Below are 21,740 nucleotides of genomic sequence, written 5' to 3' on the forward strand. Positions count from 1 at the left end.
TACCCCAGCCCGACAACCCCCGTCTGACTCGACAGGAACCCCATGAGCGACACTTCCTCCCCCTTCGGCTTCGAGCTCGTGCGGCGTGGCTACGACCGCGGTCAGGTGGACGACCGCATCACCAAGCTCGTCGCCGACCGGGACAGCGCACTCTCTCGCATCACCTCTCTGGAAAAGCGCATCGAGGAGCTGCACCTCGAGACGCAGAACGCCCAGGCCCAGGTCAACGACTCGGAGCCGTCGTACGCCGGTCTGGGCGCGCGCGTGGAGAAGATCCTCCGTCTCGCCGAGGAGGAGGCCAAGGACCTGCGCGAGGAGGCCCGCCGGGCCGCCGAGCAGCACCGCGAGCTCGCCGAGAGCGCCGCGCAGCAGGTCCGCAACGACGCCGAGGCGTTCGCCTCCGACCGCAAGCAGAAGGCGGAGGACGACGGCGCCCGCATCGTCGAGAAGGCCAAGGGCGAGGCCACGCAGCTGCGTTCGGACGCGGAGAAGGACGCGCAGTCCAAGCGCGAGGAGGCCGACTCCCTCTTCGAGGACACCCGTGCGAAGGCCGCCCAGGCGGCCGCCGACTTCGAGACCAACCTCGCCAAGCGCCGCGAGCAGTCCGAGCGCGACCTGGCGTCCCGCCAGGCCAAGGCCGAGAAGCGGCTCGCGGAGATCGAGCACCGTGCGGAGCAGCTGCGGCTGGAGGCCGAGAAGCTGCGCACGGACGCCGAGCGCCGGGCCCGCCAGACGGTCGAGACCGCGCAGCGCCAGGCCGAGGACATCGTGGCCGACGCCAACGCCAAGGCCGACCGCGTCCGCAGCGAGTCCGAGCGCGAGCTGGCGGCGCTCACCAACCGCCGCGACAGCATCAACGCGCAGCTGACCAACGTCCGCGAGATGCTGGCGACGCTGACCGGTGCCGCCGTGGCCGCGGCCGGTCAGCCGGGCGGCGAGGACGACACGGACGACGAGTCGGTGAGCCACGGCGTCCCGGCCCAGCAGTCCCGCTGACACCACCCTCGGCACGCCGCTCGCACGGAGCCCCGGCCCGCAAGGGCACGGGGCTCCGTGCGTGTCCGGGCGGGTTCTCTGCGTGTCCGGGACGGAGCTCCCCGCCCGTCCGCGCAGGGCCCGGGGCCCGGACGGGTTGCGCTGAGGGAACCGTCGTGCGACGGAGCCGTGCAGCTTCGGTGCGCCTCCCGGGCTCATGACAAATCACACGGGCGACGTCGGCGGATCTGCCCGTAGGATCGACGCATGATCGAGCTCGAAGGGCTGACCAAACGCTACGGCCGCAAGGTCGCCGTCGACCATCTCACGTTCAGCGTGCGCCCCGGCGTGGTCACCGGCTTCCTCGGCCCGAACGGCGCGGGAAAGTCCACCACCATGCGCATGATGCTGGGACTGGACGCGCCCACCAGCGGCGACGTCCGCATCGACGGCAAGCGGTACGACCGCCTGCAGGAGCCGCTGAACTACATCGGCGCGCTGCTGGAGGCCAAGTCCGTGCACGGCGGGCGCACGGCCTACAACCACCTGTTGTGCATGGCGCAGAGCAACGGCATCCCGCGCCGCCGGGTGTCCGAGGTGCTCGACCTGGTCGGTCTGTCCGCCGTCGCCAAGAAACGGCCGAAGGGCTTCTCCCTCGGCATGGGCCAGCGCCTCGGCATCGCGGCCGCGCTGCTCGGCGACCCGAAGATCCTGATGTTCGACGAGCCGGTCAACGGACTCGACCCCGAGGGCATCCACTGGATCCGCAACCTGATGCAGGAACTGGCCCGGCAGGGCCGCACCGTCTTCGTCTCCAGCCACCTGATGAGCGAGATGGCGCTGACGGCCGAGCACCTGGTCGTCATCGGCCAGGGCCGGCTGCTCGCGGACACCCCGATGTCCGACTTCATCGCCGAGCACTCGAGGACGTACGTGCGGCTGCGCACGCCGGAGCCCGAGAAGCTGCTCGACCTGCTGCACCGGGACGGCGTGACGCCGGTGACCGCCGCCGACGGATCGCTGGAGGCGGAGGGCGTCGAGGCGTCCCGCATCGGCGAACTCGCCGCGTCGGGAGGGATCGTGCTGCACGAGCTCAGCCCGCAGCAGGCGTCGCTGGAAGAAGCGTTCATGCGGCTGACCGCCGGGGCGGTGGAGTACCACGCGCACACGTCCACCGCCGACCCGGCGATGCAGCAGGCCGCCGCCACGGGCGCCGTGCCGGGCACGGTACCGGGCCAGGGCGCACCCGCCGGTGCACCGGGCGGGACGCCCGCCGCACCGCCGCCGCCCGGCGCCGCACAGGGCGAGCCGGTCCCGGCGCCGCAGCCGGGCACACCGCACACCGAGACGCCGCAGGACCGTCCCGCGTGGGGCGAGGGCTGGAAGAAGGGCCGCTGAACCATGGCACACGTATCCCGGGTCCTCCACTCCGAGTGGACCAAGGTCACCACCGTGCGTTCGACCTTCTGGACGCTGACCACCGCCTTCGTCGTCACTGTCGGTCTCGGCGCGCTGATCGCCGCGGTCACGGCCTCCACCTTCAACGACATGCCGCCCCAGCAGAGGGCCACCTTCGACCCCACGTTCGTCAGTTTCTCGGGCACCGCGCTCGGCCAGCTCGCGATGATCGCGTTCGGTGTGCTGGCCGTCTCCAGCGAGTACAGCACCGGCATGATCCGCAGCTCCCTCGGCGCCGTCCCGCAGCGCGGGATCTTCATGGCCTCGAAGATCGCGGTCTCGACGCTGCTGGTCCTCGTGGTCGGCATGGTGACGAGCTTCAGCGCGTTCTTCCTGGGCCAGGCCCTGCTCGGCGAGTACAGCACCTCGATCGGCGAGGAGAACGTGCTCCGCGCCATCATCGGCGGCGGCATCTACATGACGCTGATGGCGCTGTTCTCCATGGGCATCGCGTTCCTGCTGCGCAGCCCGCTGCTGGCGTTCGCGATCCTGATGCCGTTCTTCTTCCTGGTCTCCAACATCCTGGGCGCCGTCGAGGCCACGCGGGACGTGGGCATGTATCTGCCCGACCAGGCCGGATCGATGATCATGTCGGTCGTCGACGGCAGCATGGGCAGCGGCGACCGCCCGTACGGCCCCTGGGGCGGACTGCTGATCATGGCCGGCTGGGTCGTCGTCGCCCTGCTGGCGGGCTTCGTGACGGTCAAGAAGCGCGACGCGTAAGGCGGCACACCCCCCTGCAGCGCCCCCGGACCATACGGTCCGGGGGCGCCGTCATGTCCGCCGCACGGCGCGGAAACCCGATGGAGCCGGCCCCGGCGACGTGCTGGGATGGCGTGATGGGAGAGCGCACGACGACGTCCGTGGACCGCGGGCCGTACCCGGACGCGGTGACGCCCTGGGAGCAGGAGACCTGGCGCGACGCCGCCCTCGACTGGGCGCGGCGCGGGCTCGCGGCGCACGGCCTGCGGGAGACGGGGCGGCGGGCGGTGCGCCTGCGGCCCTGGTCCGTCCTGGTGCGCCTCTCCGTCGAAGGACCCGCCGGCGCCGTGTGGTTCAAGGCGAACCCGCCCGCGAGCGCCTTCGAGGGCGCGCTGACCGCGGCGCTGGCCGCGTGGACGCCGGAGCACGTCCTCGCTCCGCTGGCCGTGGACGCCGAACGCGGCTGGTTGCTGCTGCCGGACGGCGGTGCGCTCTTCCGCGACGTGCTCGACCGCGCCCCCGACGACCCGCGCGCCTGGGAGGAGCCGCTGCGGTCCTACGCGGAACTGCAACGGACCCTTCTGCCGCACCTGCCGGCCCTCGAACGGCTCGGCGTGCCCGGCGCGCGCACCACCGCGCTGCCCGGGGTCTTCGACCGGCTCGTGGACGACGACACGACGTCGGCACCCGGCGCTCGCGCGCGCCTGCTCGCGCTGCGGCCGCGCCTGGCCGACTGGTGCGCGGAACTCGCCGCCGTCGGCGTGCCGGACTCCCTCGATCACGCCGACCTGCACGCCGGCCAGGTCTTCGCCCCGCGGCCGGGCCGGTTCACCTTCTTCGACTGGGGCGACGCCGCCCTCTCGCACCCGTTCTGCTCGCTCCGGGTCCCCGTCCGCGTGGCGTGCGAGCGGTACGGGCCGGAGGTGGCGCCGCGCCTGCGGGACGCCTACCTGGAGCCGTGGACGGGCCGGGGCACGAGCGCGGCCGAGCTGCGGCGGGCGGCCTCCCTCGCGTGGCGGCCGGGTGCGCTCGGCAGGGCGGTGTCCTTCGGTCGGCTGTTCCCCGGAGCGTCCCGTGCCGCCGAACGCGCGTGCGCGGCGGCCTCGGCCGCCGCGCTGCGGGAGACGGCGGACGCGCCGCCGTACTGAGGCGACCCATCCCGCGCGCACGTGACCGACGTTCCGCGCGGACGTGACCGACAGGAGGGAACCGGAACGGCGGCCTGTACCCTCCTAGACCTTGACCGGGGGCGAGATGCGGGGCGGTGAACGCGCGACGCGGGCCCCGCACCACGTACAGGGGCGAGCATGATCGAGGCGTACGGCCTGACGAAGCGCTACGGCGCCAAGACGGCCGTGTACAACCTGTCCTTCCAGGTACGGCCCGGCGCCGTCACCGGCTTCCTGGGGCCCAACGGCTCCGGCAAGTCCACCACGATGCGGATGATCCTGGGCCTGGACCAGCCCACCTCGGGTCATGTCACGATCGGCGGGCAGCCGTACCGGAAGCTGCCGAACGCGCCGCGCCAGGTCGGCGCCCTGCTCGACGCCAAGGCCGTGCACGGCGGGCGCAGCGCGCGCAGCCACCTGCTGTGCCTCGCGCAGCTGTCCGGAATCCCCTCCCGCCGGGTCGACGAGGTGCTGGGCCTCGTCGGCCTCCAGGACGTGGGCGGCAAGCGGTCCAAGGGCTTCTCCCTCGGTATGGGCCAGCGCCTCGGCATCGCGGCGGCACTGCTCGGCGACCCGCAGGTGCTGCTCTTCGACGAACCGGTCAACGGGCTCGACCCGGAGGGCATCCTCTGGGTCCGCAACCTGATGAAGCGGCTCGCGGACGAAGGGCGGACGGTCTTCGTCTCCAGCCACCTGATGAGCGAGATGGCGCTCACCGCCGACCATCTCATCGTCATCGGGCGCGGCCAGTTGATGGCCGACATGCCGGTGAAGGACTTCATCACGCAGAACTCCGTGGGATACGCGCGCGTGCGCACCCCGGACGACGCTCCCGAGCAGCGGGAGAAGCTGAGTTCGGCGCTCGCGGAGGCCGGCGGCCAGGTCGAACCGGAGGCGGACGGCGCCCTGCGGGTGACCGGGGTGCCGCTCCCCCACATCAGCGACCTGGCGCACGAGGCGGACGTGCGGCTGTGGGAACTCTCCCCGCACCAGGCGTCGCTGGAGGAGGCGTACATGCGGCTCACCCAGGGCGCCGTGGACTACCGGTCGACCACGGACCTGGCCGCGGGCCTCGCGCCGACGGGCTTCGGGCCGGGCGCGCCCGGCATGCCGGTGCCGGGGACCGTGCCCGGCATGGCGATGCCGGGCCAGGTGCCGGGCGGGATGCCGGGCCAGGTGCCCGGACAGGTACCGGGCCAGGTGCCGGGCGGGATGCCCGGCGGTCCCGTCCCGGGCGGGTACGGCGCTCCCGGTGGCGCCCCGCCCGTACCGCCGCAGGCCGACCCCCGGGGCGCCTACGCGGCGGGCCCCTACCAGGGGGCCTCCGGCGCCGGTGACGGAGGCCGCGGATGACGCGGCCCACCTCCCCCGGCACCATCCCTCCCGCCACCGAGCCCCCCACCGAGGACGCCCGATGACCACGCCCCAGCCACCCGAGAACCCCGCCTCCGACCCCGCCCCGGGCACGCAGTCGCCCGAGGAGGCGCACGTCCCGCACGTCCCCGGACAGGCCCAGGACCCCGCGAAGTCGGCGCCCGAGGCGACGGAGGCGACGGAGAAAGCCGAGGAGACCGGGGAGGCCGAGGAGGCCGAGAGCACCGCGCCCGAGGCGGAGGCGACCGACCGGCGCCCCGAGCACACCATGATGCTCAACCCCGCCCGGGCCGCGGCCGGCGGCGGTCCGCCGCAGCGGACCCCGGCCCAGGGCACCATGATGCTGACGCCGCCGGCCCAGCCCGTCCAGCCGCCCGCGGCACCCGTCCCCGCGCCCCAGGGCCCGCCGCCCGGCCAGGCGCCGTACGCCACCGCTCCGGCCCCGGTCGCGGCCGCGCCGGTGCACCCCGCCGCACCGGCGGGCGGCCGGCCGCCGCAGGGCACCACCGGGCAGGCGGCGCTCCCCCGCACCCACCTCGGCCACGCCCTCGCCTCCGAGTGGACGAAGATCCGTACCGTGCGCTCGACGATGTGGACGCTCGGCGTGATGTTCGTGATCGTCGTGGGCATCGGCTTCCTGATGGCGCTCGCCTTCAGCGGCAGCAGCAACCGGTTCGTCACCACGCCGCTGCTCGGCGGCGGCCTGTTCGGCCTGATGCTCGGCCAGATCTGCGTCATCACGCTCGGCGTGCTGGTGATCACCTCCGAGTACGGCACCGGGATGATCCGCACGACGATGACGGCCTGCCCGGTCCGCGGGCGCGTACTGCTCGCCAAGGCGCTCGTCTTCTTCCTGGTCGCCTTCGTCATGACGACGCTCGCGGCCGGACTCACCGCGCTGATTCAGGCAGGGATGCTGGGCGGCGCCGAAGTGCCGCCGGACGCGATGGTGTCCGAGGGCCTGCGCGAGTCCGTCGTGAACGGCGAACTGACCGCCACCGGCGGCGAATGGCTCGGCGCCACCGTGGGCGCCGGCCTGTACGTCGCCCTGCTCGGTCTGCTCTCGCTCTCCGTCGGCGCGATGCTCCGCCACTCCGCCGGTGCCATCACCGCCATGCTGGGTGTGGTGCTGCTGCCGATGCTGGTCGCGATCTTCCTCCCGGCGAGCCTGAGCGACCTGCAGGACGGGCTGCTGGAGTACTCGCCGCTGAACGGCCTGGCGTCGATGTTCCAGATGCCGTTCCAGGGCGACGTGGGGACCACCGGCTGGCCGCTGCTGGGCCTGCTCGCGGTCGTCTCCGGCGCGGCCCTGGCCGGCGCCTACGCCGCCCTGGCCAACCGCGACGTCTGACCTGCCGCCTCCGTACGGGCCCGGGACCGCGCACCCGCGCGGTCCCGGGCCCGCGGCATGCGGGCCCCGTCCTCGGTCGCGCGACGCGTCTCCCGCCGCACTGCGCGCATTGGCATAGACCTGACACCCGCTCCTCGGCTACGCTCCCCGCAGCACGACATGAGAGCGCTCTCATACGCCTTCCGTACCACCCCTACCGGCACGACGAAAGGCAACGCCATGAGACGAAGAAAGGTCCTGCGCTCCGCCCTGACCACCGCGCTTCTCGCGGGCACCCTGGCGGGCGGACTCACCCAGGCGTCGGCGGCCGACGCCCCCGGCGGCACGGCGGAGAAGGCCGCCTCCCCCGGCCTGGTCGCCGCCCTGCAGCGCGACCTGGGCCTGAGCGAGAAGGAGGCCCTCGCCCGGCTCGAGGCGGAGACGAAGGCCCGCACCGTGGAGTCGGCCGCACGGCGCGCCGCCGGAGCCGCCTACGGCGGCTCCTGGTTCGACGCCGGACGCGGTCGGCTCACCGTCGCGCTCACCGGCGCCCGCGCCGACGAGGACCGGCGGCGGGCCGTCGAGGCGACCGGCGCCCGGGTCGTACCCGCCGCGCACACCCTGCGCAGACTCGAGACCACCATGCGGAGCGTCGACACGCTCGACGCCCCCGCCGGGGTCGCGAGCTGGCACGTCGACCCGCGCGCCGGCGCGGTCGTCGTCCGGGTCGTCGAGGGGCACCGGCACGACGACGCCGTCCGCGCCTTCGTCGCCGACGCGCGCGAGGCGGGCCCGGTCGCCGTACGGGAGACCCCGCAGGCGCCCCGCACCTTCGCGGCGGGCACCGTCGGCGGCGACCCGTACTACACGGGCAACGTCCGCTGCTCCATAGGCTTCTCCGTGCACGGCGGCTTCGTCACCGCCGGGCACTGCGGCGGCGCGGGTTCCGCCGTGCGCGGCTGGGACGGCAGCCACATCGGCACCTTCCAGGGGTCCTCCTTCCCCGGTGACGACTACGCCTGGGTGAACGTCGGGAGCGGGTGGTGGACGGTGCCGGTCGTCCTCGGCTGGGGCACCGTCCCCGACCGTCTCGTGCGCGGTTCGGCCGAGGCGCCGGTGGGCGCGTCCGTCTGCCGCTCCGGCTCGACGACGCACTGGCACTGCGGCACCGTGCTCGCGAAGAACGAGACGGTCAACTACAGCCAGGGCGCGGTGCACCAGATGACCAAGACCAGCGTGTGCGCCGAACCGGGCGACTCCGGCGGCTCGTTCATCAGCGGCGACCAGGCGCAGGGCGTCACGTCCGGCGGCTGGGGCAACTGCTCCGGCGGCGGCGAGACCTGGCACCAGCCGATCAACGAGATCCTCCAGCGCTACGGCCTCACCCTGCACACCGCCTGACGGCACACCCCCGGCCCACCGCGACGGCCGGCGCCGGAGCCCCCGCTCCGGTGCCGGCCGTCGCCACGTCTGCGAACAGGCTTCAGTACCGGGGGGCGTTGCGGGACCGCTGGAGCCGGGCGGAGCGGCGGTCCCGGGCGTTCCAGCACGCACGGTGCCAGTGGCGGCGGTCGTCCACGGGCCCGTGCTGCGCCCACGCGACGACGTGCGGGACGCCCGGCGGGATCTCCTGGTCGCAGCCCGGGCAGCGGTAGTGCTTCCCCGCGGCACCCCCGCCGACCTGCCGGACCACCCACTCCTCGCCCCGCCAGTCCTCCGTGCGCTCCACCCCGTACCGGTCGGCGCGCTCGGCACCCCCGGACGCGGACCTGCCGCCGCCACGCGGGCGGTTACGACGCGGGGACACGGTGCACCTCGGCGGTTCGGACGACGGCGGACGGCGGTCCGCGGACGAAGCCGCGGACGCGCGGACGGGCCCGGCGGGCTCGCGCCACCAGCGTACTGACCGCAGCCCCCCGCCCCGCCCACTCCGGGGCGCGCAGCGCCCGCTGCGCGCCGGGGACCGTGCCTTTGGCACGTGTCAGGCGTTGATGCCGGATGGGGGCGCAGGGGTGGGCGGCCTCAGGGAGGCGGAGAACATGGGTGAGGCACGGGTCGAGACCCTCGGAGCGTTCGTGCTGGCCGCGCAGTTCCCCGGGCAGGGCCCGGCGGAGGCACTGCACCGGGCGCTGTGCACGGCCGAGGAGGCGGAACGTGCGGGCCTGGCCGACGTGTGGCTGGCCGAGCACCACTTCGTGCCGTACGGCGTCTGCCCGTCGGCGGTGACGCTGGCCGCGCTGCTGCTCGGACGCACCCGGCGGATCGGCGTCGGCACGGCGGTCAGCGTGCTGCCGAACGCACACCCGGTCGCGCTCGGCGAGCAGACGGCGCTGCTGCACGTCACCTCCGGCGGCCGGTTCACTCTCGGCGTCGGACGAGGCGGGCCGTGGATCGACCTCGCGGTCTTCGGAGGCGGCCTGGAGGCGTACGAGCACGGCTTCCCGGAGTCGCTGGAGCTGCTGATGCGCTGGCTGCGCGAGCCGCGCGTCGGCGCGGACGGCGCGCGGTACGCGTTCCCGGAGGTCGACGTGGTGCCCCGACCGGACGACGCGGTGGCCGGCCTCGCCGACGCGCCGCCCGTCGTGGTGGCCTGCACCTCACCCGGGACCGTACGGCTCGCCGCCCGGCACGCGCTGCCGATGCTGCTCGGCATGCACTGCGGCGACGAGGAGAAGGCGGGCATGACCGCGTTGTGGCGGCGCGAGGCGCGCGCGGCGGGACACGGCGCGGAGACGGTCGAACGGGCCGCCGCGCACCACGTGTCCGCGGGTCTGGCGCAGGTCGCCGACACCCGCCGGGAGGCCGTCGGGGCCCTCGCCAAGACCATGCCCGCATGGATGCGCCACGGGCTCGCCGCACACCGCACCGTGGACGGCCGGGAACGGGCCATGCGGGACGCAGCCGCCTACACGGAGAAGCTCTGCGCACTGCACCCGGTGGGCCCGCCCGCGCTGTGCGCGGACCGGCTCGCCGCCACTGCGGAAACGACCGGAATCCGCCGTTTCGCCCTGCTGGTCGAGGGAACGGGTGATCTTGCTGCGACGCGGGACAACGTGGCCCGGCTGGGCGCCGACGTCCTGCCGCTGCTCCGCGACCGCTCGCCGCGACAGGCGGCGTCGGGCGGAGCCACGGCGGCGACGCCGGCACCCGGCACCGGGCCCGCCGGCGTCAGCAGTCGCGCAGCGTCGGCGACTGGTTGAGCAACTGCCCGCGCACGGACGTGAAACGGGCCAGCCGCTCGTCTCCCGACCCGTCGGTCGGGAAGACCGCCACCCGGTGGCAGTTCTGGAAGGCGAGCCGGACACCGAAGTGCCGCTCCAGCGCGCCGCGTATCGCGTCGCTCGCCAGTGCCCGCAGCAGCTGGCCGCGCGCCTGCTCGTCCGGCGGAGGCGTCTGGTTGTCGGCGAACTCACCGCCGTCCACCTTGAGCTGAGCGACCAGAGAGCTGACCATTTCCCACGCGTACGGCAAGGAGGTGCGGACGCAGTCGACGAAAGCCGCTTCGTCGACCTCGCCTCGCTCGGCCTGTGCGAGGAGGGCCGGTGAGACGTCGAGCGACATGAGTTCTCCTCTCGCGACCCCGCGCGCACGCGTGCGAGGTCATACGGACGTGACCGGGGGCCCGCGAACGCGGCGAGCCGAGCCCTCCGCACTGGTTCCGTACGGCGACGCCCCCGATGCGAAGCGTAAGCCTGTGCGTACGGACGCACCAGGCGAATGCGTACACAACAAGCCATGCCAGAACAGGCTCAATCACGGGCGAATCGCGAACGGGTGCCGGTGTCCGCTAGCGTGATCCACCATGCGTCTCGTCATCGCCCGCTGCTCCGTCGACTACGCAGGCCGGCTCACCGCGCACCTTCCCGCCGCACCGCGACTCGTGCTGGTCAAGGCCGACGGATCGGTGTCCGTCCATGCGGACGACCGTGCCTACAAGCCCCTCAACTGGATGTCCCCGCCATGCACCCTGAAGGAGGGTGAGGAGGACGGGGTCGCCGTGTGGACGGTCGTCAACAAGGCGGGCGAGAAGCTCATCCTCACGATGGAGGAGATCCTGCACGACTCCTCGCACGAACTGGGCGTGGACCCGGGTCTCATCAAGGACGGCGTGGAAGCGCACCTGCAGGAGTTGCTGGCCGACCGGATGGAGACCCTGGGTGAGGGCTGGTCCCTCATCCGGCGCGAATACCCCACGGCCATCGGGCCCGTGGACATCCTCTGCCGCGACGCCGACGGCACGACCGTCGCGGTCGAGATCAAGCGGCGCGGCGAGATCGACGGCGTCGAGCAGCTGACGCGCTACCTCGACCTGCTCAACCGCGACCCGCATCTGGCGCCCGTGAAGGGCGTGTTCGCCGCCCAGGAGATCAAGCCGCAGGCCCGCGTGCTCGCCACGGACCGCGCGATCTCCTGCGTCACCCTCGACTACGACGCGCTCCGCGGCATCGACGACGACAAGCTCCGCCTCTTCTGACCGCACGCGCGCCGGCGGGCGCCGTCGCCCGCCGGGACGTGTGCGGCCCGCCCTGCGCGTCCCCGCGTGGGGCCGTGGCGCGACCCCGCGTCGCGGGCCCGCGGCGTGGCACCTCCCACCTCCGGGCGGGCGCAGGCGGGGGGGGCGCCGGCGGTGATGTCAGTCGACCGGCGTCGCGCTGCTGCCCGCCGCCGGGGACGTTCCGCTCACCGTTGCGCTCGGCGGGGGCCCGTCCGCGGTCGGCGACGACGATCCCTCGCCCCCGCCCGACGACGACTCGGTCGGACTGGGTGTGGGATCGGGCGAATCCGAGGGGGTGGGCGATTCGGTCGGCGGCCGGGTCGTCTCGTCGTCGGTCGGGTCCGGGGACGGCGGGTCATCGTCGTCGTCCCCGCCACCGCCGTTGCCGCCGCTGTTCCCGCCGCTGCCGCCGCCGTTCGACGAGGAGTCGTCGTCGGTCGGGGACGGGTCGGCGGGTGGGCCGCCTCCGTCGGAGGGGGAGGGTGAGGGGGTGGCGGAACTGGAGGGGCCGGGGGTGCCGGGGCTGCGCGAGGTGTCGTCCCCACGGTCCGCGCCGCCGTCGCCGGACTCGGGATCGTCCGTCCAGTCGTCGGTGAACGTGTCCGACCGGTCCGGCTGGACCGTACCGCCACGCGGGGTGTCGGAGCTGTCGGACGCCGCGGTGAGGGCCACCGTGCCGAGGACGGCCGCCAGTACGGCGCCCGCGCCCGCCGCAAGAACGTTCTTGCGTGTGCTGCGCACCGCGAGACCTCGGCGGCCGCCCAGGCCGGAGAAGCCGCGCTCCTCGTCCGCGGCGGCGCGCAGGGCCGCGATGCTGTCGTCCATGGCCGCCGCCGTCGACAACGCGGCCGCGGTGATCTCCTCCTGGGACCTGGTCTTCCCGTCGCCGTAGGACGAGCGGGGCGTCGGGGAGGTGGGCGTCTCGTCCGGGCCGTGGGCCGGACGGACCGCTGAAGGGCCCGCCCCCGCGGTCTTGCCGAGCCCCACCCGGGCGCCTGTGGCACCCGCGGCGCCCGCCGCACCCGCAGTCCCCAGGGCGCCCGTCGCGCCACCGGTGCCCGCGACACTCCCGGTCTCCTGGGGCGACGCGGGGGAAGCCGTCGGCCCGCCGGCGAGTGTGGGGCCGTCGGGCGTGCCCGGGGTGACCCCCGCCGCGCCGCCGGCGGCGGCCGCGGCGAGGCGGTCGGTGACCAGCGCCAGTGCGCGGCGGCCGGCCACCGTGCCGTGCTGGTCGGCGAGCGCGGCACGCAGCGCGACGGAGGCGTCGAGTTCCGTGCGGGCCCGCTCCGGGTTGCCCTGGCAGAGCGCGAGTACGCCCAACTCGTGGTGGAAATAGCCCTGTTCGGCGACCTCACCGGCGCGCCGGGCGGCCTCCTGGCCGCTGCGCAGCACGCGTTCCCAGGCGCCCCAGCGCAGGGCGGCGGCAAGTACCGGCGCGGCGGACCGTGCCAGCAGCACGGCCGCGGCGGCCTTGCCGTCGCGCTGTGCCGCCTGGACCGCGGCGACCACGGCGTCCGCCTCGGCGCCGACGCGGGCCGCGCTGACCGACGGATGGGCGACCCACCAGGCGTAGTGCTGGGCCACGGTCTCGGCCCGCACGGCGTCCCCGTCTCCGTCGCCCCGGAACGGCCCTGCGGCGAGCTGACCCGCCACACCTCCGGCCAGGCGGTAGTGACCCCCGGCCTCGGTCACGAGACCGGCGTCGGCGAGCTCGTCCGGCGCATGGTCGGCGTGGTCCTCGCCGAGCAGCGCCGGCAGGTGCGTTCCGCGGGGGAGTTCGCCCCCGAGGACGACCGCGATGCGCAGCGCGTCGCGGGCGGTGCCCGAGAGACCGGAGGCGACGTCGGCCGCCAGGTCGGCTCCGCTGGGCAGGCGGCCGTCGGAGGCGTCCTCGGCGCCGTACAGGGCGACGGCGGCGCCGCCACCGCGCCGTCGCATCAGCGTGCCGGCCTGCACGAAGGAGAGCGGGTTGCCCTCGCTGAGGAACCACAGGTCGCCGGCCCAGTCGGACTCGTCGTCGGTGAGCGGACGGCCGAGACGGTGCTCGAGCAGTTCCAGCGAGGCGGTGCGGCTGAGCCCGGGGAGGAAGACCTCCTCGATGCGGGCCCCTTCGGAGGGTGCGGCGACGTCGGGGGTGGCCGCGACGAGGTAGGCGCACTCGGGGGTGGCGGTGAGCAGTTCGTCGAGCGCGGAGGCGCCGAACTCCAGGTCGTCGAGGACGACGACCGCGCCGACCGAGGAGAGCGCCTCGCGCAGGCGGCGCCGGTCGGGACGCAGGGCGGGAGCGTCGTGGACGGCGGAGAAGAGGTCCTGGAGGACGTCGGTGACCCCGCGGCGGTAGCCGCTGAGCCGGATCACGCCGTCCGGGGCCAGGGTCGCCGCGTCGGCGGCGACGGCTTCCAGGAGGGCGGTGCGGCCGGAGCCGCGGGGCCCGGTGAGGCGGACGGACCGGCCCCGGCCGAGCAGGCGGGTGAGGCGCTCGCGCTCCTCGTCCCGCTCCAGCAGGACGGGGCGCCTCCCGCCGACGCCGGCGGAGCCGCGTCCGGTGCCGGGCCGGCCGGCCTCGGGCCGCTCTCCCGCAGCGCGGCGCCGGGGGCGTCCGGGGCGCTGTCCGGGCGGGCAGGGCTCGATCTCGCTGCCGTCGACCGGGTTGACGGTCAGCAGGTAGTCGCCCGATATGAGTCTGACCGTGCGGGCGAGGGGACCACCACCCCGGTCGTCCGCATGCTCCTCACCGGACTGGTCACTCTCGTGCTGAACCATGGCCTCCGCCCCATCGCCGTGTCCGGCACAGTATCCACGAGGGGCCGTGCTCGTGTGGGGGCCGGGACGTCACGGCTTGGTGAGGATTCCGACCTGCGGGGCGGCGACGGCGTCCTCGATGGCCAGGATCCGGTGCAGCCGGGTCGCGACGAGCAGGCGCTGCATCTGGGGCGGTACGCGCCGCAGAACGAGTCGCCGGCCGCAGCGCCCCGCCCGGCGGTGCGCACCCATGATGACGCCCAGCCCGGTGGCGTCCCACGACTCGAGTTCGGCCAGGTCGAGAACGAGGTCGCCCTCGCCCGCGTCGACGGCGCCGTGAAGAGCCGTACGGGCGTCCGCTGCGCTGCGGACGTCGAGGCGCCCCCCGACGACCAGCTCTGCGTGGTCGCCCCTGATGTGCATAACCGCTCCCGGTATGGATCGTGTGGCTGCGTCCTGTGTCGTACGTGTGGTCCCGTCGTGCTCTCGCGCGATGCTCCGCGCCGCCGGAACCCGGCCGGGGCACGCCGCACGACGAAGGGCCGGAACCCCTCTTCAGGGGAGACGACCTGACGGTCCGTCGAGTTGCCGTTCGTGGTCCAACCGATACGCAATTCACCCTCACGGGTGAGAACGGCAGACCGGGACGCCCCCCTCCCGGGTGCTGCGGAGGACGCGCCCCGGACCGCCGCGCCGGGCCGGGGGAACGGCCGCCGCGCGGTCAGTACGTGTAGAAGCCCTTGCCGCTCTTGCGGCCCAGGTCGCCGGCGTCGACCATCCGCCGCATCTGCTCCGGCGGCGCGAACTTGCCGTCCTGCGACTCGGTGTAGATGTTCTCGCTGGCGTGCAGCAGGATGTCGACGCCGGTCAGGTCGGCGGTGGCGAGCGGGCCCATGGCGTGGCCGAAGCCGAGCTTGCAGGCGGTGTCGATGTCCTCGGCCGAGGCGACGCCGGACTCGTGGAGCTTGGCCGCCTCCACCACCAGGGCGGCGATGAGGCGGGTGGTGACGAAGCCGGCGACGTCGCGGTTGACCACGATGCAGGTCTTGCCGACCGACTCCGCGAACGCGCGGGCGGCGGCGAGCGCCTCGTCGCTGGTCTTGTGACCGCGCACCAGCTCGCACAGCCCCATCATCGGCACCGGCGAGAAGAAGTGGGTGCCGACGACGCGCTCGGGCCGGCGGGTGGCGGCCGCGATCTTGGTGATCGGAATGGCGGAGGTGTTGGAGGCGAGCACCGCCTCGTCCTTCACCAGCCCGTCGAGGGCGCGGAAGATCTCCTGCTTGACCTCGATCTTCTCGAAGACGGCCTCGACGACGACGTCGGCCTCGGCCGCGGCGTCCAGTTCGGTGGTGGTGGTGATCCGGCCGAGCGCCGCCTCGGCCGCGGCGGCCTCCATCTTGCCCTTGCCGACGAACTTGTCGAAGGACGCCTTGATCCCGTCCGTGCCACGGCGCAACGCCTCGTCGGTCACATCGCGGAGGACCACCTCCCAGCCCGCCTGGGCCGAGACCTGCGCGATGCCGGAACCCATCAGACCGGCACCGATGACGGCGAGCTTCTTCGCCACGACACGCTTCCTTCCCTGGAGCATCCGAGCTGTTGGCGGGACCCTAGCGCTTCGGACGGACCCTCAGGCGGCGAAGAGACACGCGTCACGTCTCACATGGCGGACGTCACACCGAGGGCGCCCGTTTCGCCGCGCTATGCCCGATCCCCCGGCGCCCCGGCGACCCGGCTTCGGAGGGCATCCGGCACCGGGTGCACGCCACCGGGGGAACCGGAGGACGCCGCGCGAGGGTGCCACTCGCACCGAGTGCGCGGACTTCACGGACAAGAGCGACATAATCCCCACATGTCGACGTGCCGCAACATGACGCTCAGCTATACCCGCCATTTAAGATTCATTGCCCGAACCGATACTGCAGGCAGGGAAATGCAGGCCGTTTCGCCCTGGACAGGCAAAGGTGAAGGTGCGCACCCTGCTGTGGGTCTGTGTCCGGCACATCGGTTCCTCCGCTGCCACCCGGGCTCCAGCAGGCCCGCACCGACGCACCGACAGCAGGAGGTGGCCGCTCCATGGCCGACGTGACCACGAACCCTTCGGCGGACGCACCGGGTGACGACCGGCGTCTGAAGAAGGACTACGGAACGATCGGGCTGCTGTTCACGGCGGTCGGGTCGATCATCGGTTCCGGCTGGCTCTTCGGGGCACTCTTCGCGTCACAGATGGCGGGGCCCGCGGCGATCCTCTCCTGGATCATCGGCGGCGTCATGTTCATCTTCATCGGGATGAGCTATTCGGAGCTGGGAACGATGTTCCCGCACTCCGGCGGCGTCGCCCGCTACCCGCACTACTCCTACGGCTCCTTCACCAGCTTCACGATGGGCTGGCTCACCTGGGTGGCCGCCGCGGCCGTGGCCCCGATCGAGGTGCTCGCCGTCGTGCAGTACTCGAACAACTGGCTTCCCTGGCTGCAGGACGTGAAGGACGGACAGCCCACGCTGACGGCCTGGGGCACCGTCGTCTCGGTCCTCCTGATGGGCCTCTTCGTCCTGGTCAACTTCTTCGGCGTGCGCTGGTTCCAGCGGCTGAACAACCTGCTGGTGTGGTGGAAGCTGCTGATGATCGTGCTGGTCATCGCGGTGTTCGTCGCCCTCGCGTTCAACACCGACCACTTCGCGGGCGACGAGTTCGGCGGCTTCGCCCCGTACGGCGCCAAGGGCGTCTTCTCCGCCGTCGCCAGCGCCGGCATCGCGTTCTCCTACTTCGGCTTCCGCCAGGGCGTGGAGCTCGCGGGCGAGACCGACAACCCGAAGAAGAACATCCCGCTGACGCTGATCGGCTCGGTCGTCATCTGCGGCATCCTCTACGTCGGTCTGCAGGTCGCCTTCATCGGATCCGTCCCGTCCGAGGCCATCACCGAGGGCGGCTGGGCCGAGGTCGGCGCCAACTTCACCGGCGAGACCGACGTGCTCGCGGTCTTCGGCCCGCTCGCCGCCATCGCGGGCATCCTGGGCGCGGTCTGGCTGGCGGGCCTGCTCTACGCCGACGCGATCATCTCCCCCGGGGACACGGGCATGATCTACGCCGGAGTCACCGCGCGCCTCTCCTACGCCATGGGCCGCAACCGCAACGCACCGGCGAATCTGGCCAAGGTCGACAGGAACGGCGTGCCGTGGGTCAGCCTGCTGCTGGCGTTCGTCGTCGGCTGCCTGTTCTTCCTGCCGTTCCCGGGCTGGGCACAGCTGGTCCCGTTCCTCACCAGCGCCACCGTGCTGTCCTTCGGATCGGGCCCGATCGTGCTGCTGGCCATGCGCAAGCAGCTCCCGGAGCAGCACCGCCCGTACCGGCTGGGCGACAGGACGGTCTGGGTCGTCGGGTTCCTCGCCCTGTGGTCGACGAACCTGATCGTCTACTGGACGGGCTGGGAGCAGAACTGGAAGCTGTTCCTCCTGCTGATCCTCGGCTGGATCCTCATGGCGGCGTTCCTGCGGTTCTCCCAGCAGGACCACCCGAAGCTGGACCTCGCGGCCGGTTCCTGGGTGTTCGTGTGGTTCGTGGGCCTGGCGGTGATCAGCTTCGCCGGCGGCTACCCGGCGGAGTCGGAGGAGGCCGGGAACCTCGGCTGGCTCGGCCTCGGCACCGGCGCGGTCGCCACGTTCGCCCTGGCCCTGCTGACCATCTGGGTGTCCCTGAAGACCGCCCTTCCGCGCCACCGTGTGGAGGAGATCCTCGCCGAGTCGCAGCAGGCGCACGCCGGGGGGCCGCCGGCGCACTGAGCCGGACGGCTCTGCTCGCAGGAACCACCCGGGGCATCCCGGCCGCGTCGTCGCGGACCCGGGGCCACCGAGGGGCCCGTGGCACCGCCACCGGCCCCTCGGCCTGCTCGTACGGCCTGCTCCGGCGCTACGCTGCACGCATGGTCAACCTGACGCGCATCTACACCCGCACCGGTGACGACGGTACGACGGCCCTGGGCGACATGAGCCGTACCGTGAAGACGGACACCCGGATCGACGCCTACGCCGACGCCAACGAGGCGAACGCCGCGATCGGTGTGGCCCTCGCTCTCGGCGGCCTCGCCGAGGAGGTGAAGGAGGTGCTGGTGCGTGTGCAGAACGACCTGTTCGACGTCGGCGCCGACCTGGCCACCCCGGTCGTGGAGAACCCCGAGTTCCCGCCGCTGCGCGTCGAGCAGTCCTACGTCGACAGGCTGGAGGAGGACTGCGACCGCTTCCTGGCCGGCCTGGAGAAGCTGCGCAGCTTCATCCTGCCGGGCGGCACGGCGGGCGCGGCGCTGCTGCACCAGGCGACCACCGTCGCCCGGCGCGCCGAGCGCTCCACCTGGGCCGCGCTGCAGGAGCACGCGGACACGATGAACCCGCTCACCGCGACCTACCTCAACCGGCTCTCCGACCTGCTGTTCATCCTCGCGCGCACCGCCAACAAGGACGTCGGCGACGTCCTCTGGGTGCCCGGCGAGAACCGCTGACGGCTCGGCTCGGGCGGGCCGGGGGCCCGGGCCGGGCGGTCAGGCGAGGACGTCGTCCAGCCAGTCGAAGACGCGCTGGTCGAAGCGGGAACGGTTCCAGCACTCGACGTGGTCGGCGGCGCCCTCCGCCTCGCTGAAGCGGACCAGGGTGCGCGGGCAGGTGAGCGCGTCGTACAGGGTCTCCGCGGCGGCGCCGACCGGGTCGTCCTCGGCCACGGCCACGAGCGTCGGGCAGGCGATCCGCGCTGCGACGTCGGAGAGGCGGTAGCGGCCGGTGTCGACGACGTACTCGCCCAGGTTCTTCACGCCGTGCACCCACATCGCGCGCTGCACCATCTTCCAGCAGTGCACCGGGTTCTCCACCAACGGCGTGAGGTGGGGTTCGAGTTCGCCGGGATCGACGTCCGGCAGGCGGTCGCGGAGTCCGCGCGGCAGCGGCAGCTGCGTACGGAACGCGTCGATCATGTCCCACTGACCCGGGTCGGCGACCAGCGCGGCGACGCGTGGTTCGCCGGCGGCGCCGCGCGGCGCCAGGTAGCCGCCCAGGCTCCAGCCCATCAGCACCAGCCGGTCGCCGTCGACACCGGGCAGGGTCAGGGCGTGATCGACCACCGGGCCGATCACGTGCTCCCAGTCCGGACGCAGGTGGAGGCCCTGCTCGATCAGGGCCCGGCCCTGGCCGGGCCCGTCCACCAGCAGGCAGTGGTAGCCGCGGCGCAGCGCGGGGACGGCGTGCGACCAGTACATCTCGGGCAGGGCGGAGTCGTAGCCGTTGACCGCGATCAGCAGCGGTCGCGGGGTGCCGCTCGCGTCGGCCGGGCAGAAGCAGCCGGGCAACGTGGTGCCCTCGTACGGGATCTCCTGCGGAAGCAGCCGCGGTTCGGCGAGCGCCGCGAACCGCTCGAAGCAGGCGGCGGAGCGGCCGAACGACATGACGAGCCGCGGGTCCACGGGCTCGCCGAAGAGCGGGTAGTACGCGATGCGATGGTAGGTGCAGGCACGCAGGAACGCCTCCCGCGCGCTGACCCGGTGGCCGCCACGCGCGGAGTCCTCGGCCCACCCCTCGACGATCCGGGCGGTGCGGGTCCACTCCTCGTGCCAGCTGTCGCGGTCGCCCTCACTGACGCGTTCCGCGGTGAGCCGCACCTCGCCCCACTCGGCACCGCCCCGGGTGGCGGTCATCGCGACGCGCTCGGCGAAGGTCTGGAAGAGCGGGTCCTCGAAGAGTTCCATGGCGTGTCCGTGGGTCCGGGGAGGCCGGGAGGGCCTGCGCCTGCCTCCATGCTGCGGTCGACGGGAGAGGGCCGCACCTCGGTGGCGGCCGCCGCGCGGTCGCGGCGCCCGCACGGGGGCCGCGACGGCAGGGACCCGCGCCCGCTGAGCCGCGCGTGCGGGGCTCACGTGGTCATGTCAGCCTTGAGTGGTGGCTTCGCGGACGGCCGGGTCCGGCCGGGCTCCGGCCCGCTACTCGTCCCGGGAGCGTGCGGTCATCGCCGCCGCAGCGCTGTCCATGTTCATCGTGCAGATGGACTGGTTCGCGCTGAATCTGACGCTCCCGGTCATCGCCCGTGACTTCGACACGTCGGTCACCGACCTCCAGTGGCTGGTCAGCGGCTACATGCTGGCGCTCGGTGCACTGATGATCGCCGGCGGCCGCCTCGCCGACCTGTGGGGGCGGCGCAAGGTCATCCTCGTCGGCCTGGCCGGGTTCGCCGGCATCTCGGTGGTCTGCGCCGCCGCGCAGAGCCCCGGGTGGCTGATCACCGCGCGCGTCGTGCAGGGTGCCGCGGCGGCCGTGGTCTTCCCGGTCGCCGTGCCGGTGGTGGCCTCCCGCTTCGACCAGGCGCGCCTCGCCCGGGCGGTCTCGACGGTGCTGGCGTTCAGCGCGGTGGGCACCGCCGTCGGCCCGTTCGTGGGTGGCGTGCTCGCGGAGCACGTGAGCTGGCGGGCGGTGTTCCTGGTCAACGTCCCGCTGTGCGCGGCGGCCATGGTCCTGGTGCTGCGGTTCGTCCGGGAGAGCCGGGACGCCACGGCGGTGCGCCAGGTGGACGTTCCCGGCGTGCTGACCGTGGCGGGCGGGCTGGTCTGCGTGATGCTGGCCTTCGACCGCGGCGAGGCGTGGGGCTGGGCATCGGCGCGGACCGTGCTGCTGATGGCCGCGGGGGCGGTGCTGCTGGCGCTGTTCGTGCTGCTGGAGGCGCGGGTGCGGAACCCGCTGATCGACCTGGCGCTGTTCCGCAACGGGCCGTTCGACGTGGTCACCCTGGCCGGTTCGCTGTCCAACGCCGTCTACGCACTGATCGCGGTACTCGTCGCCCTCTATCTCCAGCAGGTGCGGGGGCTGTCGCCGCTGGAGGCCGGGCTGGTCTTCCTCGCTCTGTCCGGCGGCTCCGGAGGGGCGAGCTACTGGGCCGGGCGGCTGGCCGAACGGTGGCGCGCCGAGGGCCCGATGGCGGCGGGGATGCTGACCAGCGGGGTGGCGCTGCTGGTGCTGACGTGGGTGCAGCCGCTGGGCTGGTACACCGTCGTCTTCGCGGTGTGCGGGGTGGGCGTCGGCCTGGGGTGGTCGCTGACCAACGTGGCGACGCAGTCGTACGTCCGGGAACGGGACCGCGCCGCGGCCTCGGGCATCGTGCTCACCTCCCTGGTGCTGCTCGGCGCCGTCGCGGTGGCGGTGGCGGCGTCGGTGCTGGAGGTCGTCAGCGGGGCGGCGTCCACGGCCGGGGCGGACGGGCCGGCCATCGAGGCGGTGCTGCGCGGGGCGTCCGTGCTGGCGTTCGCGGGCGCCGCCGGACTGCTGGTGCTGCTGCGCCGCGGCATCCACCACGGGCCTACCGGCCGGTAGCCCCTCCCACATTCCCGGTCACGGCCGACGACGCGAGCTGGTGCGACGCAGGGGGATTCCGGGCAATAACGGGCCCTGGGTTTGGGGGCGTTCTCCGCGAGCAGGATCGGGAGCGCTCTCACCCCACAGGAGAAGGGAAGCACGACGTGCCCGC

General features: G+C 73.6%; 18 protein-coding genes. 12 read left to right on the forward strand and 6 right to left on the reverse strand.

What is annotated here, in order from left to right; genetic code table 11:
- Positions 1–42: 42 nt before the first annotated feature.
- From K304_RS0125390 to K304_RS0125420, 7 genes are all read left to right on the forward strand, one after another.
- Entirely contained in the window at positions 43–996 is a 954-nt protein-coding gene (locus K304_RS0125390; protein WP_027765999.1) for a coiled-coil domain-containing protein, read from the forward strand.
- Between the two features lie 246 nt (positions 997–1,242).
- Positions 1,243–2,373: an ATP-binding cassette domain-containing protein gene (locus K304_RS31305; protein ID WP_078529721.1), complete on the forward strand. Its 1,131-nt coding sequence runs from the start codon at positions 1,243–1,245 to the stop codon at positions 2,371–2,373.
- A gap of 3 nt (positions 2,374–2,376) precedes the next feature.
- Entirely contained in the window at positions 2,377–3,156 is a 780-nt protein-coding gene (locus K304_RS0125400; protein WP_027766000.1) for an ABC transporter permease subunit, read from the forward strand.
- 116 nt (positions 3,157–3,272) lie between these two features.
- Complete coding sequence (locus K304_RS0125405) at positions 3,273–4,283, forward strand: phosphotransferase (RefSeq protein WP_027766001.1); 1,011 nt, start codon at positions 3,273–3,275, stop codon at positions 4,281–4,283.
- Between the two features lie 159 nt (positions 4,284–4,442).
- Positions 4,443–5,657 carry an ABC transporter ATP-binding protein gene (locus tag K304_RS31310; protein ID WP_078529723.1) on the forward strand — a complete coding sequence of 405 codons (1,215 nt, stop codon included), beginning with the start codon at positions 4,443–4,445 and terminating at the stop codon, positions 5,655–5,657.
- Between the two features lie 61 nt (positions 5,658–5,718).
- Entirely contained in the window at positions 5,719–7,029 is a 1,311-nt protein-coding gene (locus K304_RS0125415; protein ID WP_078529725.1) for an ABC transporter permease subunit, read from the forward strand.
- Positions 7,030–7,248: 219 nt separating this feature from the next.
- Positions 7,249–8,409 carry a trypsin-like serine protease gene (locus K304_RS0125420; RefSeq protein ID WP_027766003.1) on the forward strand — a complete coding sequence of 387 codons (1,161 nt, stop codon included), beginning with the start codon at positions 7,249–7,251 and terminating at the stop codon, positions 8,407–8,409.
- An 82-nt stretch (positions 8,410–8,491) separates the two neighbouring features.
- On the opposite strand, the gene K304_RS0125425 is transcribed toward K304_RS0125420, so the two are convergent.
- Positions 8,492–8,815: a hypothetical protein gene (locus K304_RS0125425; protein ID WP_027766004.1), complete on the reverse strand. Its 324-nt coding sequence runs from the start codon at positions 8,813–8,815 to the stop codon at positions 8,492–8,494.
- A gap of 232 nt (positions 8,816–9,047) precedes the next feature.
- Between K304_RS0125425 and K304_RS31315 the strand changes: the two genes are divergently transcribed.
- Entirely contained in the window at positions 9,048–10,208 is a 1,161-nt protein-coding gene (locus K304_RS31315) for an LLM class flavin-dependent oxidoreductase (protein WP_106965677.1), read from the forward strand.
- On the opposite strand, the gene K304_RS0125435 is transcribed toward K304_RS31315, so the two are convergent.
- Positions 10,177–10,569: an SCO5389 family protein gene (locus K304_RS0125435; protein WP_027766005.1), complete on the reverse strand. Its 393-nt coding sequence runs from the start codon at positions 10,567–10,569 to the stop codon at positions 10,177–10,179. The two genes, K304_RS31315 and K304_RS0125435, sit on opposite strands and share 32 nt — an antisense overlap.
- Before the next feature lie 241 nt (positions 10,570–10,810).
- Here K304_RS0125435 and nucS point away from each other — a divergent pair, with 241 nt between their 5' ends.
- A complete protein-coding gene (nucS, locus tag K304_RS0125440; protein WP_027766006.1) occupies positions 10,811–11,482 on the forward strand; it encodes an endonuclease NucS in 672 nt (223 codons plus the stop codon).
- A gap of 159 nt (positions 11,483–11,641) precedes the next feature.
- On the opposite strand, the gene K304_RS31320 is transcribed toward nucS, so the two are convergent.
- The 3 genes from K304_RS31320 to K304_RS0125455 form a co-directional block, all read right to left on the reverse strand.
- Positions 11,642–14,266 (reverse strand): ATP-binding protein, encoded by a 2,625-nt coding sequence (locus K304_RS31320; protein ID WP_037791999.1) that lies wholly within the window; start codon positions 14,264–14,266, stop codon positions 11,642–11,644.
- A 69-nt stretch (positions 14,267–14,335) separates the two neighbouring features.
- A complete protein-coding gene (locus K304_RS0125450; RefSeq protein WP_027766007.1) occupies positions 14,336–14,668 on the reverse strand; it encodes an STAS domain-containing protein in 333 nt (110 codons plus the stop codon).
- Positions 14,669–14,966: 298 nt separating this feature from the next.
- Entirely contained in the window at positions 14,967–15,815 is an 849-nt protein-coding gene (locus K304_RS0125455; protein WP_027766008.1) for a 3-hydroxyacyl-CoA dehydrogenase family protein, read from the reverse strand.
- Between the two features lie 509 nt (positions 15,816–16,324).
- Here K304_RS0125455 and K304_RS0125460 point away from each other — a divergent pair.
- Both K304_RS0125460 and K304_RS0125465 read left to right on the forward strand, forming a co-directional pair.
- Complete coding sequence (locus tag K304_RS0125460; RefSeq protein ID WP_027766009.1) at positions 16,325–18,028, forward strand: APC family permease; 1,704 nt, start codon at positions 16,325–16,327, stop codon at positions 18,026–18,028.
- A 140-nt stretch (positions 18,029–18,168) separates the two neighbouring features.
- Complete coding sequence (locus tag K304_RS0125465; protein ID WP_027766010.1) at positions 18,169–18,741, forward strand: cob(I)yrinic acid a,c-diamide adenosyltransferase; 573 nt, start codon at positions 18,169–18,171, stop codon at positions 18,739–18,741.
- A gap of 39 nt (positions 18,742–18,780) precedes the next feature.
- On the opposite strand, the gene K304_RS0125470 is transcribed toward K304_RS0125465, so the two are convergent.
- The gene (locus K304_RS0125470) at positions 18,781–19,974 is read right to left on the reverse strand and encodes an alpha/beta fold hydrolase (protein ID WP_027766011.1); all 1,194 of its coding nucleotides are present in this window, start codon (positions 19,972–19,974) and stop codon (positions 18,781–18,783) included.
- 190 nt (positions 19,975–20,164) lie between these two features.
- Between K304_RS0125470 and K304_RS31325 the strand changes: the two genes are divergently transcribed.
- Complete coding sequence (locus K304_RS31325; RefSeq protein ID WP_051308842.1) at positions 20,165–21,586, forward strand: MFS transporter; 1,422 nt, start codon at positions 20,165–20,167, stop codon at positions 21,584–21,586.
- The last annotated feature ends 154 nt before the right edge of the window (positions 21,587–21,740 follow it).

It is taken from the genome of Streptomyces sp. CNS606, assembly GCF_000426325.1.

Coding starts and splice junctions, on each gene's coding strand:
- K304_RS0125460 (WP_027766009.1), top strand. CDS start 16,325: ATGGCCGACGTGACCACGAACCCTTCGGCGGACGCACCGGGTGACGAC.
- K304_RS31305 (WP_078529721.1), top strand. CDS start 1,243: ATGATCGAGCTCGAAGGGCTGACCAAACGCTACGGCCGCAAGGTCGCC.
- nucS (WP_027766006.1), top strand. CDS start 10,811: ATGCGTCTCGTCATCGCCCGCTGCTCCGTCGACTACGCAGGCCGGCTC.
- K304_RS0125405 (WP_027766001.1), top strand. CDS start 3,273: ATGGGAGAGCGCACGACGACGTCCGTGGACCGCGGGCCGTACCCGGAC.
- K304_RS31320 (WP_037791999.1), bottom strand. CDS start 14,266: ATGGTTCAGCACGAGAGTGACCAGTCCGGTGAGGAGCATGCGGACGAC.
- K304_RS31315 (WP_106965677.1), top strand. CDS start 9,048: ATGGGTGAGGCACGGGTCGAGACCCTCGGAGCGTTCGTGCTGGCCGCG.
- K304_RS0125400 (WP_027766000.1), top strand. CDS start 2,377: ATGGCACACGTATCCCGGGTCCTCCACTCCGAGTGGACCAAGGTCACC.
- K304_RS0125390 (WP_027765999.1), top strand. CDS start 43: ATGAGCGACACTTCCTCCCCCTTCGGCTTCGAGCTCGTGCGGCGTGGC.
- K304_RS0125415 (WP_078529725.1), top strand. CDS start 5,719: ATGACCACGCCCCAGCCACCCGAGAACCCCGCCTCCGACCCCGCCCCG.
- K304_RS31310 (WP_078529723.1), top strand. CDS start 4,443: ATGATCGAGGCGTACGGCCTGACGAAGCGCTACGGCGCCAAGACGGCC.
- K304_RS0125470 (WP_027766011.1), bottom strand. CDS start 19,974: ATGGAACTCTTCGAGGACCCGCTCTTCCAGACCTTCGCCGAGCGCGTC.
- K304_RS0125420 (WP_027766003.1), top strand. CDS start 7,249: ATGAGACGAAGAAAGGTCCTGCGCTCCGCCCTGACCACCGCGCTTCTC.
- K304_RS0125465 (WP_027766010.1), top strand. CDS start 18,169: ATGGTCAACCTGACGCGCATCTACACCCGCACCGGTGACGACGGTACG.
- K304_RS0125435 (WP_027766005.1), bottom strand. CDS start 10,569: ATGTCGCTCGACGTCTCACCGGCCCTCCTCGCACAGGCCGAGCGAGGC.
- K304_RS0125450 (WP_027766007.1), bottom strand. CDS start 14,668: ATGCACATCAGGGGCGACCACGCAGAGCTGGTCGTCGGGGGGCGCCTC.